Genomic DNA, 12,880 nt, shown 5'->3' with positions numbered 1-12,880 from the left:
CATGGAGACGGGTCTTGAAGGGCGGCGCGCCCTGGTCTTGGGTGCGAGCAAGGGTTTGGGTTTCGGAATCGCACAGGGGCTAGCCGCGGAAGGCGCACGCGTGGCGATTGCGAGCCGCACGCTTGAAGGTTCGAAGGCGGCCGCCGATAAGATCGGTCCCACCGTATTCCCGTACGTTTGCGACACCGGCAAGACCGCGGAGGTTGATACACTCGCGGAGGATGTGGTCAAGGCGCTCGGCGGGATCGACATTCTCATCCTGAACAGCGGCGGCCCGCCGCCCGGCAAGGCGCAAGGCGTGTCTTCCGAGCAATGGCGTAATTCGTTCGAAAGCATGTTCGTCAATCTCGTGCGCCTCGCGGATCATCTTCTGCCGGGTATGATCGAGCGTAAGTTCGGGCGGATCATCTCCGTCATCTCCTCCGGCGTTATCCAGCCGATTCCGAATCTCGCCATTTCGAATGCCATTCGTCCTGCTCTCGTCGGTTGGGGGAAGACCCTGGCCTCGGAGGTTGCCGCCTCCGGCGTAACGGTCAACGCGATCGCTCCGGGGCGCATCGCGACCGATCGACTCAAGCAGCTCGATGCCGCCAATGCAGAGCGGACCAACCGCGATGTCGCGACGGTCGAGGCGGCGGCGCGGGCGGCCATTCCGGCCGGGCGCTATGGCGATATCGCCGAGTTCGCCGCTGCCGCCGTCTTCCTTGCCAGCGACAAGGCCTCTTTCATGACAGGCTCAATCCTGCGGGTCGATGGCGGGCAGATCTCGGCAACGTAGAGCGATCGTCGCGTGCCCCGGGGTGCCTATTTTGTGACAGCCTGGGGTGCGTGCTATTTATGGAGCGCGGAGTTCAGACCTCGCGCTCGATCTTTTTGCAGCGGCGGAACGTTCGAATGCTTAAGCTTGCCTTGCGCATGACGCCTTTCCTTGCCAGCGCTTGTCCTGGGCGCGCGCCGTGAAGTCGGCCGATGGTTCTCCCCGCCTCTGGAGCCTGCAGGCGGTTGTCGCGCTCGTCTTCACGCTTATTGTCCTTGCCATTTCCGGTAGCTTGATTGGTTTCAACCATCAACAGCTGACAACGCTCACTCTGCGGGATGCGGAAGACGACTTCCGTCGGATCACGGATAATGTGAGAGGCGAAATATCGGGAGGTTTTCGGATCACGGGCTCCGTGCTCGATACGATTACGCTGACCGTCGATCCGACGATGCCTCTTGAAGAACTGGGGCCGCGTCTTCTCGCCATTCTGAAGGATCTTGAAAAGCCGCTGCCCGCAGCGATGGGCATCTTCGTCGGTCGCGGGGACGGAACTCATGTCGTCGTGCAAAGCCTGGCGGGGGGCGGGCCGCCTGAGATCGGCCCACCATCCGATGGTGCCGCATATGTCTTCATGATCGTGGAGCGCCCGGCAACGGGGCCGACAGCCCGCTGGATCGTCGTCGACCAGATGGGCCGGGAGTTGCGTCGCGTTTCGTCTCAACCGACGACGTTCGATCCGCGCAAGCGTCCCTGGTACGGCCCAAGCCTGACAAGCCAGGAATCGATCGTCACATCGCCGTATCGGTTCGCCAATATTCCCGAGGCCGGCATCACCATAGCCCGGCGCGCCAGTCAGAAAAGCGATGCGGTTTTCGGCATCGATATGACGCTGGCCAGCCTCGATCAATATCTCGAGAAACTCCGCTTCCCGCCAGAGCTTGAATTATTGATTTTCGACGATGCAGGCACGCTGATTGCGCATCCCCACGGCGACGTTTTTCGTAAGATACGACAGGCGGATAAGGACGACCGGCTTCTGAAGGTGGCCGATCTCGGCGAGCCACTCCTGCGCAGCATGTATTCCACGTTCGAAAAGCTTAGCGGCCGCACGGAGAACGCCTTGTTCGATGTGGGCGGCGTGAATTATTTCGGGCGCACCGAGCGGGTCGGAAACGGCTTCGGCAATCTCTTCATCAGTCTCGCTATTCCCTACGAAACCTTGCTGGGTCCGGCCGAGCAGATCCGCACGAATCTGCTCATGATCAGTGCGATTTCGGTTGCGCTTGCGCTTCTCTTCGTCATGTTCGCCTCCAGGCGGCTCTCTCTGCCGTTGCGCGTTGCGGCGGAGGATATTCGTCGGATCATGCAGTTCGAATTCGTTCATCTTCAACGCAAGCCGGCGCGTGTCTTCGAAATCCAGGAATTGATGCGCGCTCTCGATACGCTCGAACTCGCGCTGAGCACCTTCATGCGCTATGTTCCGCGTGCTCTCGTGCGCGGTATTATCGGGCGTAAATTTTCGTCCGATCTCGGTGGGACGCGCCAGCCGATCACGGTTTTGTTTTCCGATATCGCGGGCTTCACGACTCTCGCCGAGGAGCTCGATCCAGAAGACGTGATGATACGCACGTCCCGCTACTTCAGCGAAGTCGGGAACGAGCTTCTGAGGTCAGGCGCTACTATCGACAAATATATCGGCGACAGCATCATGGCGTTCTGGAACGCGCCGGAGGAGAGGGAAGATCACGTATCCCTCGGATGCCTCGGCGCGTTGCGCGCGGCACGGCGGCTGGATGGTCTCAACGCGCAGTTCATCGCGGAGGGCGGCCTGCCGATGCGAACGCGGTTCGGTCTCCATACAGGCGAGGCGGTCGTCGGGAATGTCGGATCGGTCGATCGCGTGAACTACACGGCGCTCGGTCACACGGTGAACATCGCCTCTCGTCTGGAGAAGCTCAACAAACGCTACGCTACCACGATCCTTGTGAGCGAGGCGGTTCGATCCGCCGCAGGCGAAGAGTACATCTTCCGTTTTGTGGATCGCGTTGTTCCGGAAGGCGCACATGTTGCAATCGCGATCTTCGAGCTCCTTGGGGCCGATGTCCCTGGCGAGCCCGAATTGAAGCCTGGGACCGACCGGGCGCGCACGCTGAAGACATGGGAGGAAGCCTGTGCGCTCTACCATTCCGGTGACCTTGAGAAGGCTGCGGCCCGACTTGAGAAATTGATCGAGTTGGTCCCTGACGATCTTCTCTTCCGGATATATCTGGAACGCTGTCGGGCCGAGTCCCACAAGGCAGCAGCAGTTGCGGAAGGCTCTTGACGCACACTGCAAGCGACGGCAATCCCATCTGCATACTGTGACCTGCAAAGCGCGCCATGCCCGCGACCTATCTCGATACGTACTATAGCCGCACACTCTCCAAAACTGCCGTCTATCCCTCGGCGCGAGGTTCGATGGCTGCAGATGTCTGCATTGTGGGCGGCGGCTTTGCCGGGCTCACTGTCGCTCTCGAACTCGCTCGCGCCGGACGATCGGTTATTCTGCTCGAGGCCAACCGCGTCGCATGGGGAGCTTCCGGGCGCAACGGAGGTTTCGTCTCAGCGGGCTATGCCACATCCCTATCGGCCATCGAAGGCATGGTGGGGAAAGAACAGGCGAAAGAGCTTTTTCGTCTGTCTTTGGAAGGCGTCGAGATCATCCGCCGCAACATCGCCGAGCTTGGTCTTGCAGATGCCGTTCCCGTGCCGGGAATCATCAAGGCTGTCCGCTATGATCCAGGCGACGCCTTGCGCGTGTCCCGGGATCGCCTGGAGCGCGAATTTGGGCTGAGGCAGCGCCATCTGGCCGGAGACGAAATCGGCGATCTCCTTCGGTCACCGAAATATCGCCAAGGCCTCCTGGATGAAGGGGCCTTCCACTTCCATCCTCTCAATTACGCGCGCGGTCTTGCCGAAGAAGCAGTGCGTCTTGGCGCGGCGATCTATGAAGGATCGCCGGTCGTGTCGGCGGACTTCGATGGCCCGCGCAAACGCGTGAAGACGGATCATGCGGAGATCGAAGCCGAGCATGTCGTCTTCGCGACCGGCGGCTACACCGGCAGTGTCATGCCGGCCTTGCGGCGGTCTTATCTCCCCATCGCGACGTATGTCTTGCTGACGGAGGAGGCGCCTGATGTCGTGCAGACTGCCATGCGAACCTCCGCCGCCGTGCTCGACGACCGGAGGGCGGGGGATTATTACCGGCTTGTGGACGGCGGGAAGCGCATCCTTTGGGGTGGCCGCATCACGACTCGGACAACGGATCCGCGTGACATCGCCTCTCTTCTCGAGCGGGAGATGAAGACGACCTATCCCCAACTCGCAGGTTTGAAGACGGAGATTGCCTGGTCCGGCCTCATGTCTTACGCGCGGCATCTCATGCCGCAAATCGGACAGTTCAAGCCTGGCGTCTGGTACTGCACGGCGTTCGGCGGGCATGGCACGAATACGACCGCCATCGGGGGGAGAGTGATCGCCGAGGGCATTACAGGCGAAAGCGACCGCTTCCGTCTCTTCAGCCCCTTTGGGCTGCCATGGAACGGGGGCCCCTTCGGAAAGGCTGCGGTGCAATTGACCTATTGGTCGTACCAGGCCGCCGACCTCTTGCGCGAGTTTCGTTCGCGCTGACGGGCAAGATTTGTCCGCGAGGACGGCTTCGTCACGGCGAGGCCCTATCGAAACGCCATCAACCACGAAAAGAAACTGAGCGTAAGCCCGATGAGAACGAGCCCGATTGCCACGAGAAAAAGGCCGGCCAAACGCTCTGGTTCTGATGTGCCGCGTTGCGAATTGGTGTCGGCGGGCGACTGATACTCGGACGAGTAGCTCGCGCGAAATGTCGGATATTTCAGCCCCATGGGGCACCTCTTTCAATCGCCGGCTCTCCGGCAATTTGAGAGTTACCTTAGGTCATGAAAAAAGAAGGTGCATTGGCGCACAGGACATTGTTGGTCACGTAATAACAACCTCGGATATTCGATAAGCAATATCCTGCAGGTTGTGTGGGGTTGCCCAGGAGGCTTGCGACCTGTAAGTGCCGCCCATCCAAATGGGACGGTAGAATGAATAAGCTCTGGGCCGCTTTCCTGAACTCCTGCCGCGGAATCCACGTGGCGGCCGCGACGGAACGGGCGGTGAGACAGGAGTTGATCTTGCTCGTCGTCGCGCTCCCCGCGTCTTTCCTGGTTGGAATGACGGCTTGGACCAGAATAGCACTCGTCTCCACGATCCTGCTTCTTCTCGCCGTGGAACTCCTCAATACGGCCGTTGAAAAACTCTGCGACCACGTCAATCCCGATCACCACCCCACCATCGGACGCGTGAAGGATTTCGGCTCCGCCGCTGTCTTATGTGCCCTTGTCATCGTCGGGCTTGTCTGGGGAACGGCATTGTTCGAGCGCTTGGTCTCGCTATCCTGACCTTGCTGAACAGGTGATCAGAGCCGTTAAGGCGCAGATAAGGCTCACTGCTGTTTCAGTGAGATGCAGTATGACAACAAGGCGTCGGCCTGAATGGCGACTGCCTTACTTTGTCTATCTTCCTGCCTTGGAGCAGATTGGCCAGATAAATCGCGCTGGAAATGAATGGTGCTGCCAGAGAGGATTGAACTCTCGACCTCTCCCTTACCAAGGGAGTGCTCTACCACTGAGCTACGGCAGCGCGCTGTTGAAGCGGGCCGGTTACTGCCACAGGGCGACGGCCGGCGCAAGTTTGAAAGTGAAAATTCACTCGGATGATTTTCGCTCCGGGCTTTGGCTGGGCCTTGAAAAGGGGATGGGCCAAGGCGCCGGAGGCAGGTTTCGGCTTTGAAAAACTCCTTAAGCCGCCGCCGCTTTTGGGTCCAGCGGAAGCTTGAGTGTGGTCCAGACCTCCACCAGCGCCGATGCGAGGGCGGCAATGTGAGCTTCCGAGTGGAACGGGGTCGGGGTGATCCGCAGCCGCTCGGTGCCGCGCGGCACGGTCGGGTAGTTGATCGGTTGGATGTAGATGCCGTGCTGTTCCAGCAGGCGGTCCGAAGCCGCCTTGCAGGCCTCCGCGTCGCCCACCATGATCGGCACGATGTGGGTGCTCGTCTCGAGCACCGGCAGGCCGGCATTGACGAGGGCGGCTTTGGTGCGGTTCACCTGGTAGTGCTGCTTGGCGCGTTCGTCGGAGGAAGTCTTGAGGTGCCGCACCGAAGCGGTGGCGGCAGCCGCGACCGCCGGGGGCAGGGCGGTGGTGAAGATGAAACCCGGCGCGAAGCTGCGCACGGCGTCAATGACGCTCCGGGAGGCGGTGATATAGCCGCCCATGACGCCGAAGGCCTTGCCGAGGGTACCCTCGATCACATCAATTCGGTGCATTGCGCCCTCGCGCTCGGCGATGCCGCCGCCGCGCGGGCCGTACATGCCGACCGCGTGAACCTCGTCGAGATAGGTCATGGCGTTATAGCGCTCGGCGAGATCGCAGATCGCGTGGATCGGAGAAATGTCTCCGTCCATGGAATAGATGCTCTCGAAAACGATCAGCTTGGGCCGCTCGTCTGCGGCCTGTAGCAACTCTTCCAGATGCGCCAGGTCGTTGTGGCGGAAAATAGCCTTCTCGCAGCAGGATTGGCGCACGCCTTCAATCATCGAATTGTGGTTGAGGGCATCCGACAGAATGAGGCAGTTCGGGATCAGCTTCGCGATGGTCGCGATGCCGGTCTGATTCGAGACATAGCCCGAGGTGAAGACGAGCCCCGCCTCCTTGCCATGGAGATCGGCGAGTTCGGCCTCCAGCTCCACGAGAGGGTGGCTGTTGCCGGAAATGTTGCGCGTTCCGCCGGCACCCGTGCCGACCCGCCAGGCGGTTTCGACCATGGCGCGCATCACGCCTTTGTTCTGCCCCATGCCCAGGTAATCGTTGGAGCACCACACGGTGATGTCGCGGGAGCCTTTCGGGCTGTGCCAGATCGCAGTCGGGAAACGTCCCGCCTGTCGCTCTATATCGGCAAAGACGCGATAGCGCCGTTCTTCCTTGAGGCGGTCCAGGGCGGAGGCGAAGAAGTCTTGATAGTCCATCATCTCACCGGATACGGCAACGGAACACCCGGGAAACTAGGGCGCTACGCCAGGGGCGGCATTGATCTCGGTCAAAGCCTGCGACACTGAATAATCGGGTTGAGGCCCGTTTGCGAAGCCTTTATCTGGAAAGGCGACGATGGGTCGCGTGAAACATGTCTGACGTGAAATCGCAAGCAAAAGCCGACCGCCTGAAGGCGGCTTTGAAAGAGAATCTTAAGCGCCGCAAGGCTCAAGCTCGTGGCCGGCAAGCCTCCAAGCCGATAGAGGCGGACGAGCAGCCGGAACGGGCGGACGATAAGCCTGTGTGAATTTTTTGGTCGAGGCCGCTTTGCGGCCCTTTGTTGCAAGGGACTTTTCATGGATCGCATTCGCATTCGCGGTGGCGTGCCGCTGAACGGCACCATTCCGATCTCCGGCGCCAAGAACGCGGCGCTGCCTTTGATGATCGCGAGCCTTCTCAGCGAGGAGGTGCTGGAACTCGGGAACGTGCCGCGTTTGGCCGACATTTCCTCACTGTTGCGAATCCTGAGCAACTTCGGCGTCGATCACATGATCGCCGGCCGCCGCCCCGGCGAGACGACGGAGACGGGCCAGACGATCCGCCTGACCGCGCGCTCGATCATCGATACTTGCGCGCCCTATGAACTCGTTTCGACGATGCGGGCGAGCTTCTGGGTTATCGCCCCCCTCGTCGCCCGTTTCGGGGAGGCCCGGGTGTCGATGCCGGGAGGCTGCGCCATCGGCACGCGCCCGGTCGATCTTCTCATCATGGCCCTGGAAAAGCTGGGCGCCGAGATCGAGATCGATGGCGGTTATGTGGTTGCGAAGGCGCCGAAGGGCCTGACAGGGGCGGAAATCGCGTTTCCGAAAGTCACGGTAGGCGGCACCCATGTGGCTCTCATGGCGGCGACGCTTGCCAAGGGCAAGACCGTCATCAAGAACGCGGCGCGCGAGCCGGAAGTCGTCGACCTTGCCGATTGCCTGATCAAGATGGGCGCTAAGATCACCGGCGCGGGCCAGTCCGAGATCGTGGTGGAAGGCGTGGAACGCCTGCACGGTGCATCGCACGACGTTCTACCGGACCGGATCGAGACCGGCACCTATGCCATGGCGGTCGCCATGACCGGTGGTGACGTGACCCTCGAGAACACGCGGCCCGATCTGCTGCAATTCGCTCTCGATGTGCTCAAAGAGGCCGGGGCCGAGATCACCGCGACCGAGAATTCTATTCGCGTCCGCCGCAACGGCAACGGCATCAAGGCCGTCGACATGACGACCGACCCGTTCCCGGGTTTCCCGACCGATCTGCAGGCCCAGTTCATGGCCCTCATGACCAGAGCCGGCGGCACGTCGCGCATCCGCGAGACGATTTTCGAGAATCGGTTCATGCACGTGCAGGAGCTGGCCCGCCTCGGCGCAAAGATCCGCCTCGATGGCGATAGCGCTTATGTGGAGGGCGTCGATACGCTGAAAGGTGCGCCGGTCATGGCGACCGATCTGCGGGCTTCGGTCTCACTCGTCATTGCGGGCCTTGCCGCCGAGGGTGAGACGACGATCAACCGTGTCTATCACCTCGATCGGGGTTTCGAGGCTCTCGAAGCCAAGCTGGGGCGCTGCGGCGCCGAGATCGAGCGGATCAAGGGATAAGGGCAGGGGGATGATGGATTGGAGGCTCATAACCTCCAATCCGTCTTTCAGAGTCAGTATCCGATAGCGCCGCGCTTGCGGCCGAAACCGGGAATGTCGCAGCTGCAAGGTGTATTGCGCTCGAAGAACTGCGGATATTCGCAGCTTCCCCGCGCCGTCACGCAGACATTGCCCATCTGGCGGCGGGGCTGCGGACGCCAGCGTTGCCCCGGCGGCGGTCCCCAACCGGAATGAGGCGGCGGAGGCGGTCTCCAGCCGGGCGGCGGCGGGGGCGGGCGGTGCTCCCAGCCGGGGCGTGGAGCATAAGGGTCGTAATATTGAGCAAAGCTCGGGCCTACGAGTGCCACGAGGGCGAGAAGGGCCAGGGCGAGACGTTTCATCGGGCTTTTTTCTCCAGACGGGGCCATGGTGCGGGTCGAAAGGTGAACCTCGCGTGAGTGGAAAGGTTGCGCTTGCCGCAAGCGGTCTCTAGAGCATGATCAGAACAAGTGGAAACCGGTTGTTCGCCCGGATCATGCGGCATCAAAAGAATTTAGAGGTTGATCGGGTTTCAACCTGAAACGATCAAACTCTAGGTAGCTCTCAAAGCTCAATAAGAGGTTGCTGTCCCATGGAGCTGTTGAAACTCGTCGCGCTCGACCAGGAAGATCTTACGGTCGTCTCCGCCTATCTTCAGGATGCGCTCGTTCGCGTCGGTGACATCGCCTATCTGCCGGGCGAGCGTCGCTTTGCCATCGTGGCGAAGCGTTTCGCGTGGGAGGAGGGTGCTTCGGCACCGCCCCAGCGCCGTCTGATGGGGCTTCATTTCGAGCGTGTGAAGGCGGTTCGCGTTCGCGGTATCGATCCGAAGAACCAGGACGCCGTGCTCAATCTTCTCGCCATCTCGTTCGATGAGACGGATGCGCCGTCCGGTACTGCGAGCTTGATTTTCGCCGACGGCGGCGCGATCCAGGTCGATGTGGAGTGCATCGAGATGCAGATGAAGGACCTGGGGCCCGTCTGGGCAGCCGAAAGCCGCCCCAAGCACGACGATACGCCGGCGGGGCGCTCCTGATGGCGAAGCGGCTGGATGCCCGGGATGCGGATTTCCCGAAAGCTTTTGCTGAACTGCTCTCGGCCAAGCGTGAAGTGTCGGAGGATGTGGATCAGGTGGTTCGCGCGATCATCGACGACGTGATCGCGCGGGGTGATGAGGCTCTGATCGACTATACCCGCCGTTTCGACCATCTAGACCTGACACCGCAGACCTTACGTGTCTCGGATGCGGAAATCGATGCGGCCGAGGCGCAGTGCTCGAAAGAGGAACTCGACGCCCTGCGCCTCGCGAAAGAACGTATCGAGGTCTATCATCGCGCCCAGCGCCCACAGGATTCGCTTACGACGGACGCTCTCGGCGTCACTCTTGGCTGGCGCTGGACGGCGCTTGAATCGGTCGGCATCTACGTGCCTGGGGGCCTGGCAAGTTATCCCTCTTCCGTCTTGATGAACGCAGTGCCTGCGAAAGTCGCGGGCGTGCCGCGCGTCGCTATGGTGGTGCCGACCCCGCGCGGCGAAACGAACCCGCTCGTTCTCGCGGCGGCGCGTCTGGCTGGCGTCGATGAAGTCATTCGCGTCGGCGGTGCGCAGGCGGTCGCGGCTCTCGCTTATGGGACGCCGAGCGTGCAGCCGGTCGCCAAGATCGTCGGCCCCGGCAATGCTTATGTCGCCGCAGCCAAGCGTCGCGTGTTCGGGCAGGTCGGCATCGACATGATCGCTGGGCCTTCCGAGGTTCTGGTCGTGGCCGATAGCCACGCGAACCCGGATTGGATCGCTGCCGATCTGCTGGCGCAAGCCGAACACGATCCGGTGGCGCAGTCGATCTTGATCACGGACAATGCGAGCCTCGCGGATGCAGTCGAAAAAGCCGTCGCTCGCCAGCTCACGACATTGCCGAAAGCCGAGATCGCCGGTGCAAGCTGGCGCGATTACGGTGCGATCATTCTGGTCGAGCGGCTTGACGACGCGGTCTCCCTCATCGACCGGCTCGCACCGGAGCATCTCGAAATCGAGACTGAGAACCCGGAAGAACTGGTCGGCAAGGTCCGCAATGCCGGATCGATCTTCCTCGGAAGCCACACCCCGGAAGCGATCGGCGATTATGTGGGCGGGCCGAACCACGTTCTGCCCACCGCCCGGTCCGCTCGTTTTTCATCGGGCCTCGGTGTGCTTGACTTCATGAAGCGAACCTCGATCCTGAAATGCGATGCGGGTGCGCTGCGTGCTCTCGGTCCCGCCGCCATTGCGCTCGGGCGCTCCGAGGGGCTTGAAGGCCATGCGCGGTCGGTGGCGATCCGCCTGAATATGTGATGGATGGAGTGGAAATGGCGAGCGAAGGGAACGAGCGGTGTCGCCTTGTTGCCGTCACGCTCGACGAGGGCTCCATCGGTCGCGGCAATCCCGACCAGGAGCATGAGCGCGCCATCGCCATCTATGACATCGTCGAGGAAAATTTCTTCGCGCTGCCGAATTACGATGGCGGGCCGTATGCCTTGCACATAGCCCTGATCGAGAAGCGGCTCTGCTTCGAGGTTCGGACGCAGATTGGCGAGACGCTCGTGACGCATCACTTGTCGCTGACACCTTTTCGCAAAGTGATCCGCGATTACGAATTCATCTGCGACAGCTACTACAAAGCCATCCGATCCGGCTCGCCTTCTCAGATCGAAGCCATCGATATGGGGCGGCGCGGATTGCACAACGAGGCGGCGGAATTGCTGATGAAGCGTCTCGAAGGCAAGCTCGTGGTCGACTTCGACACGGCGCGTCGCATCTTCACACTCATTTTCGCACTTCACTGGCGGGGCTGACGCTTGGACGAGGAAGCCCGCCCAAAACGGATTCACTCGGTTCTTTTCGTGTGCGCCATGAACGCCGTGCGTTCGCCCATGGCCGAGGCGATTGCACGCTATTACTGCGGTAAGTCGGTTTATGTGCAGTCGGCCGGTGTGCGCAAAAGCGAAGCCGATGCGTTTACGGCACAAGTTCTCGATGAAATCGGTATCGATGCCTCAAAACACAAACCGCGCACGCTCGACGAACTGGAAGAATGGGAGGGGCTTAATTTCGACCTCATCATTTCCCTTTCGCCGGAAGCTCACCACGCTGCGCTGGAATTGACGCGCACGCTTGCAGCCGACGTTGAATATTGGCCGACGCCCGACCCGACATTGACACAGGGCTCGCGCGAGCAGGTGCTCGATGCCTATCGCCATGTGCGCGATGGCTTGCAGTCGCGGATCCGCCAGAGACTGGCGCCTGTCCTAGAAGCCTAGAGCTCGGATGAGGGTCATGGTGCCGAGCCCGGCGGCAAGCCCGACGAGCTCTTTGCGCGTCAGCACCATGGCGACGATTGTCGCCATGAGGCCCAGAGCGGCTGTCGGCCCCTTGTCGAGAACGATGGGCAGAATGGTCGCCATGATGATGGAACCGGGAAGCGCGCGTAACCCGCGTTCGATGCGGGGCGTGATATTTACGCGGCTCATCACGACAGCACCTGCAATGCGGCAGAGAAAGGTCGCGAGCGCCATCGCCGCGATGGCAATGGGTGCGCCCCAAGGGCCGGCGATCAGTGCTTCGAGATCCGTCATTCGGTGAGCATTCCGGCGATCACGCCGGACACCGCGCCGGCGACGAGGTAGAAATACCCCGGTAGAACGGAATGAACGATGAGAGCAACCGCTCCCGCGATGAACCAGGGCAGGGCTGGTCTCACGCCTTTCCACAGCGGTACGAGCATCGAGCCGAAGAAGATCGGCATCACGAGATCGAGTCCGAAACGCTGCGGCTCGGGCACGAGCGCACCGGCGAAATAGCCGACGAAGCTGGCGGCGAGCCAGACGAGCCAGAGGGTTACGCCGGAGCCGAGCAGAATGCCCACGTCCCGTCCACCCTCGTTGTAGTAACGGGTCCCGAAAAGCCAGTTCGCCTCGGTGAGCAAAAACAGGTTCAACGCGGAGCGCGCCAGGGGCTCTTTCTCGAGCCACGGTTGAAGCGTCGCGCCGAGCAAGATCAGGCGCGCATTCACCACCGCCGTTACCGTCATGATGGTCAGGATCGTTGTCGGAGACCAGACCTGTTGCCAGACCTCCAGGCCCACCATCTGCGATGCGCCCGCATAGACAAAGCCGCTCAAGCCCAGAGCATGAGCGAGCGGCAGTTCTTTTTGCGCGGCTGCGGTGCCGAAGGCCATGGCGAAGACGATGTAGCCGGGAAAGGCCGGCAACGCCATGCGCGCCCCGCGACGGCAGGCGGCAAAGGTGCAGTTGATGTGAGATTGAGATGACATGAGCGGGTGCGATCTGTGCCCGCCGGCGCCTTCGCCGTCAACCGCTCCTCCGCAATCGCAATC

At 61.4% G+C, this 12,880-nt stretch carries 14 protein-coding genes and 1 tRNA gene; 10 read left to right on the top strand and 5 right to left on the bottom strand.

Annotated features, from left to right (window positions below):
* Position 1 precedes the first annotated feature (1 nt).
* The 4 genes from AB4072_RS03590 (at position 2) to AB4072_RS03575 (ending at position 5,220) form a co-directional block, all read left to right on the top strand.
* On the top strand, positions 2-778 hold the full coding sequence (locus tag AB4072_RS03590) for an SDR family oxidoreductase (RefSeq protein ID WP_441965526.1): 777 nt from the start codon (positions 2-4) through the stop codon (positions 776-778).
* Positions 779-956: 178 nt separating this feature from the next.
* Positions 957-3,083, top strand: coding sequence for an adenylate/guanylate cyclase domain-containing protein (locus AB4072_RS03585; RefSeq protein WP_441965525.1), 2,127 nt, complete (start codon positions 957-959; stop codon positions 3,081-3,083).
* Between the two features lie 56 nt (positions 3,084-3,139).
* Entirely contained in the window at positions 3,140-4,429 is a 1,290-nt protein-coding gene (locus AB4072_RS03580) for an NAD(P)/FAD-dependent oxidoreductase (RefSeq protein ID WP_441965524.1), read from the top strand.
* A gap of 434 nt (positions 4,430-4,863) precedes the next feature.
* Positions 4,864-5,220 carry a diacylglycerol kinase gene (locus AB4072_RS03575; protein WP_441965523.1) on the top strand — a complete coding sequence of 119 codons (357 nt, stop codon included), beginning with the start codon at positions 4,864-4,866 and terminating at the stop codon, positions 5,218-5,220.
* Positions 5,221-5,386: 166 nt separating this feature from the next.
* On the opposite strand, the gene AB4072_RS03570 is transcribed toward AB4072_RS03575, so the two are convergent.
* Both AB4072_RS03570 and hemA read right to left on the bottom strand, forming a co-directional pair.
* Positions 5,387-5,461, bottom strand: a tRNA-Thr gene (locus tag AB4072_RS03570).
* Positions 5,462-5,619: 158 nt separating this feature from the next.
* A complete protein-coding gene (gene hemA, locus AB4072_RS03565; RefSeq protein ID WP_441965522.1) occupies positions 5,620-6,843 on the bottom strand; it encodes a 5-aminolevulinate synthase in 1,224 nt (407 codons plus the stop codon).
* Between the two features lie 155 nt (positions 6,844-6,998).
* Here hemA and AB4072_RS03560 point away from each other — a divergent pair, with 155 nt between their 5' ends.
* Together AB4072_RS03560 and murA are read left to right on the top strand one after the other, a co-directional pair.
* Positions 6,999-7,154 (top strand): hypothetical protein, encoded by a 156-nt coding sequence (locus AB4072_RS03560; RefSeq protein ID WP_441965521.1) that lies wholly within the window; start codon positions 6,999-7,001, stop codon positions 7,152-7,154.
* Between the two features lie 49 nt (positions 7,155-7,203).
* Entirely contained in the window at positions 7,204-8,493 is a 1,290-nt protein-coding gene (gene murA / locus AB4072_RS03555; RefSeq protein WP_441965520.1) for a UDP-N-acetylglucosamine 1-carboxyvinyltransferase, read from the top strand.
* Positions 8,494-8,546: 53 nt separating this feature from the next.
* Here the strand turns inward: murA and AB4072_RS03550 are convergent, their stop codons facing one another.
* A complete protein-coding gene (locus tag AB4072_RS03550) occupies positions 8,547-8,873 on the bottom strand; it encodes a hypothetical protein (RefSeq protein ID WP_441965519.1) in 327 nt (108 codons plus the stop codon).
* 230 nt (positions 8,874-9,103) lie between these two features.
* On the opposite strand from AB4072_RS03550, the gene AB4072_RS03545 reads away from it, so the two are divergent.
* Genes AB4072_RS03545 through AB4072_RS03530 form a run of 4 tightly spaced genes read left to right on the top strand, consistent with a single transcriptional unit; the run spans position 9,104 to position 11,804 of the window.
* A complete protein-coding gene (locus AB4072_RS03545) occupies positions 9,104-9,547 on the top strand; it encodes a DUF2948 family protein (RefSeq protein ID WP_441965518.1) in 444 nt (147 codons plus the stop codon).
* Complete coding sequence (gene hisD / locus AB4072_RS03540; RefSeq protein WP_441965517.1) at positions 9,547-10,839, top strand: histidinol dehydrogenase; 1,293 nt, start codon at positions 9,547-9,549, stop codon at positions 10,837-10,839. Before AB4072_RS03545 ends, hisD begins: the two co-directional genes overlap by 1 nt.
* 14 nt (positions 10,840-10,853) lie before the next feature.
* On the top strand, positions 10,854-11,339 hold the full coding sequence (locus AB4072_RS03535) for a UPF0262 family protein (RefSeq protein WP_441965516.1): 486 nt from the start codon (positions 10,854-10,856) through the stop codon (positions 11,337-11,339).
* A 3-nt stretch (positions 11,340-11,342) separates the two neighbouring features.
* Positions 11,343-11,804, top strand: a complete 462-nt coding sequence (locus AB4072_RS03530) for an arsenate-mycothiol transferase ArsC (RefSeq protein ID WP_441965515.1) — start codon at positions 11,343-11,345, stop codon at positions 11,802-11,804.
* On the opposite strand, the gene AB4072_RS03525 is transcribed toward AB4072_RS03530, so the two are convergent.
* Entirely contained in the window at positions 11,793-12,119 is a 327-nt protein-coding gene (locus AB4072_RS03525) for an AzlD family protein (RefSeq protein ID WP_441965514.1), read from the bottom strand. The genes AB4072_RS03530 and AB4072_RS03525 overlap by 12 nt on opposite strands.
* Complete coding sequence (locus tag AB4072_RS03520) at positions 12,116-12,817, bottom strand: AzlC family ABC transporter permease (protein WP_441965513.1); 702 nt, start codon at positions 12,815-12,817, stop codon at positions 12,116-12,118. The genes AB4072_RS03525 and AB4072_RS03520 overlap by 4 nt, the downstream gene beginning before the upstream one ends.
* Between the last annotated feature and the right edge of the window lie 63 nt (positions 12,818-12,880).

The organism is Microvirga sp. 2MCAF38, assembly GCF_052115485.1.
In the GTDB taxonomy this organism is placed as follows: Bacteria; Pseudomonadota; Alphaproteobacteria; order Rhizobiales; family Beijerinckiaceae; genus Microvirga.
Note: the sequence above shows the minus strand (reverse complement) of the source record. Positions and strands in the feature narration are given on the sequence as shown.

Coding starts and splice junctions, on each gene's coding strand:
- AB4072_RS03545 (WP_441965518.1), top strand. CDS start 9,104: ATGGAGCTGTTGAAACTCGTCGCGCTCGACCAGGAAGATCTTACGGTC.
- AB4072_RS03535 (WP_441965516.1), top strand. CDS start 10,854: ATGGCGAGCGAAGGGAACGAGCGGTGTCGCCTTGTTGCCGTCACGCTC.
- AB4072_RS03525 (WP_441965514.1), bottom strand. CDS start 12,119: ATGACGGATCTCGAAGCACTGATCGCCGGCCCTTGGGGCGCACCCATT.
- AB4072_RS03580 (WP_441965524.1), top strand. CDS start 3,140: ATGCCCGCGACCTATCTCGATACGTACTATAGCCGCACACTCTCCAAA.
- AB4072_RS03560 (WP_441965521.1), top strand. CDS start 6,999: ATGTCTGACGTGAAATCGCAAGCAAAAGCCGACCGCCTGAAGGCGGCT.
- AB4072_RS03590 (WP_441965526.1), top strand. CDS start 2: ATGGAGACGGGTCTTGAAGGGCGGCGCGCCCTGGTCTTGGGTGCGAGC.
- hemA (WP_441965522.1), bottom strand. CDS start 6,843: ATGGACTATCAAGACTTCTTCGCCTCCGCCCTGGACCGCCTCAAGGAA.
- hisD (WP_441965517.1), top strand. CDS start 9,547: ATGGCGAAGCGGCTGGATGCCCGGGATGCGGATTTCCCGAAAGCTTTT.
- AB4072_RS03520 (WP_441965513.1), bottom strand. CDS start 12,817: ATGTCATCTCAATCTCACATCAACTGCACCTTTGCCGCCTGCCGTCGC.
- murA (WP_441965520.1), top strand. CDS start 7,204: ATGGATCGCATTCGCATTCGCGGTGGCGTGCCGCTGAACGGCACCATT.
- AB4072_RS03575 (WP_441965523.1), top strand. CDS start 4,864: ATGAATAAGCTCTGGGCCGCTTTCCTGAACTCCTGCCGCGGAATCCAC.
- AB4072_RS03550 (WP_441965519.1), bottom strand. CDS start 8,873: ATGAAACGTCTCGCCCTGGCCCTTCTCGCCCTCGTGGCACTCGTAGGC.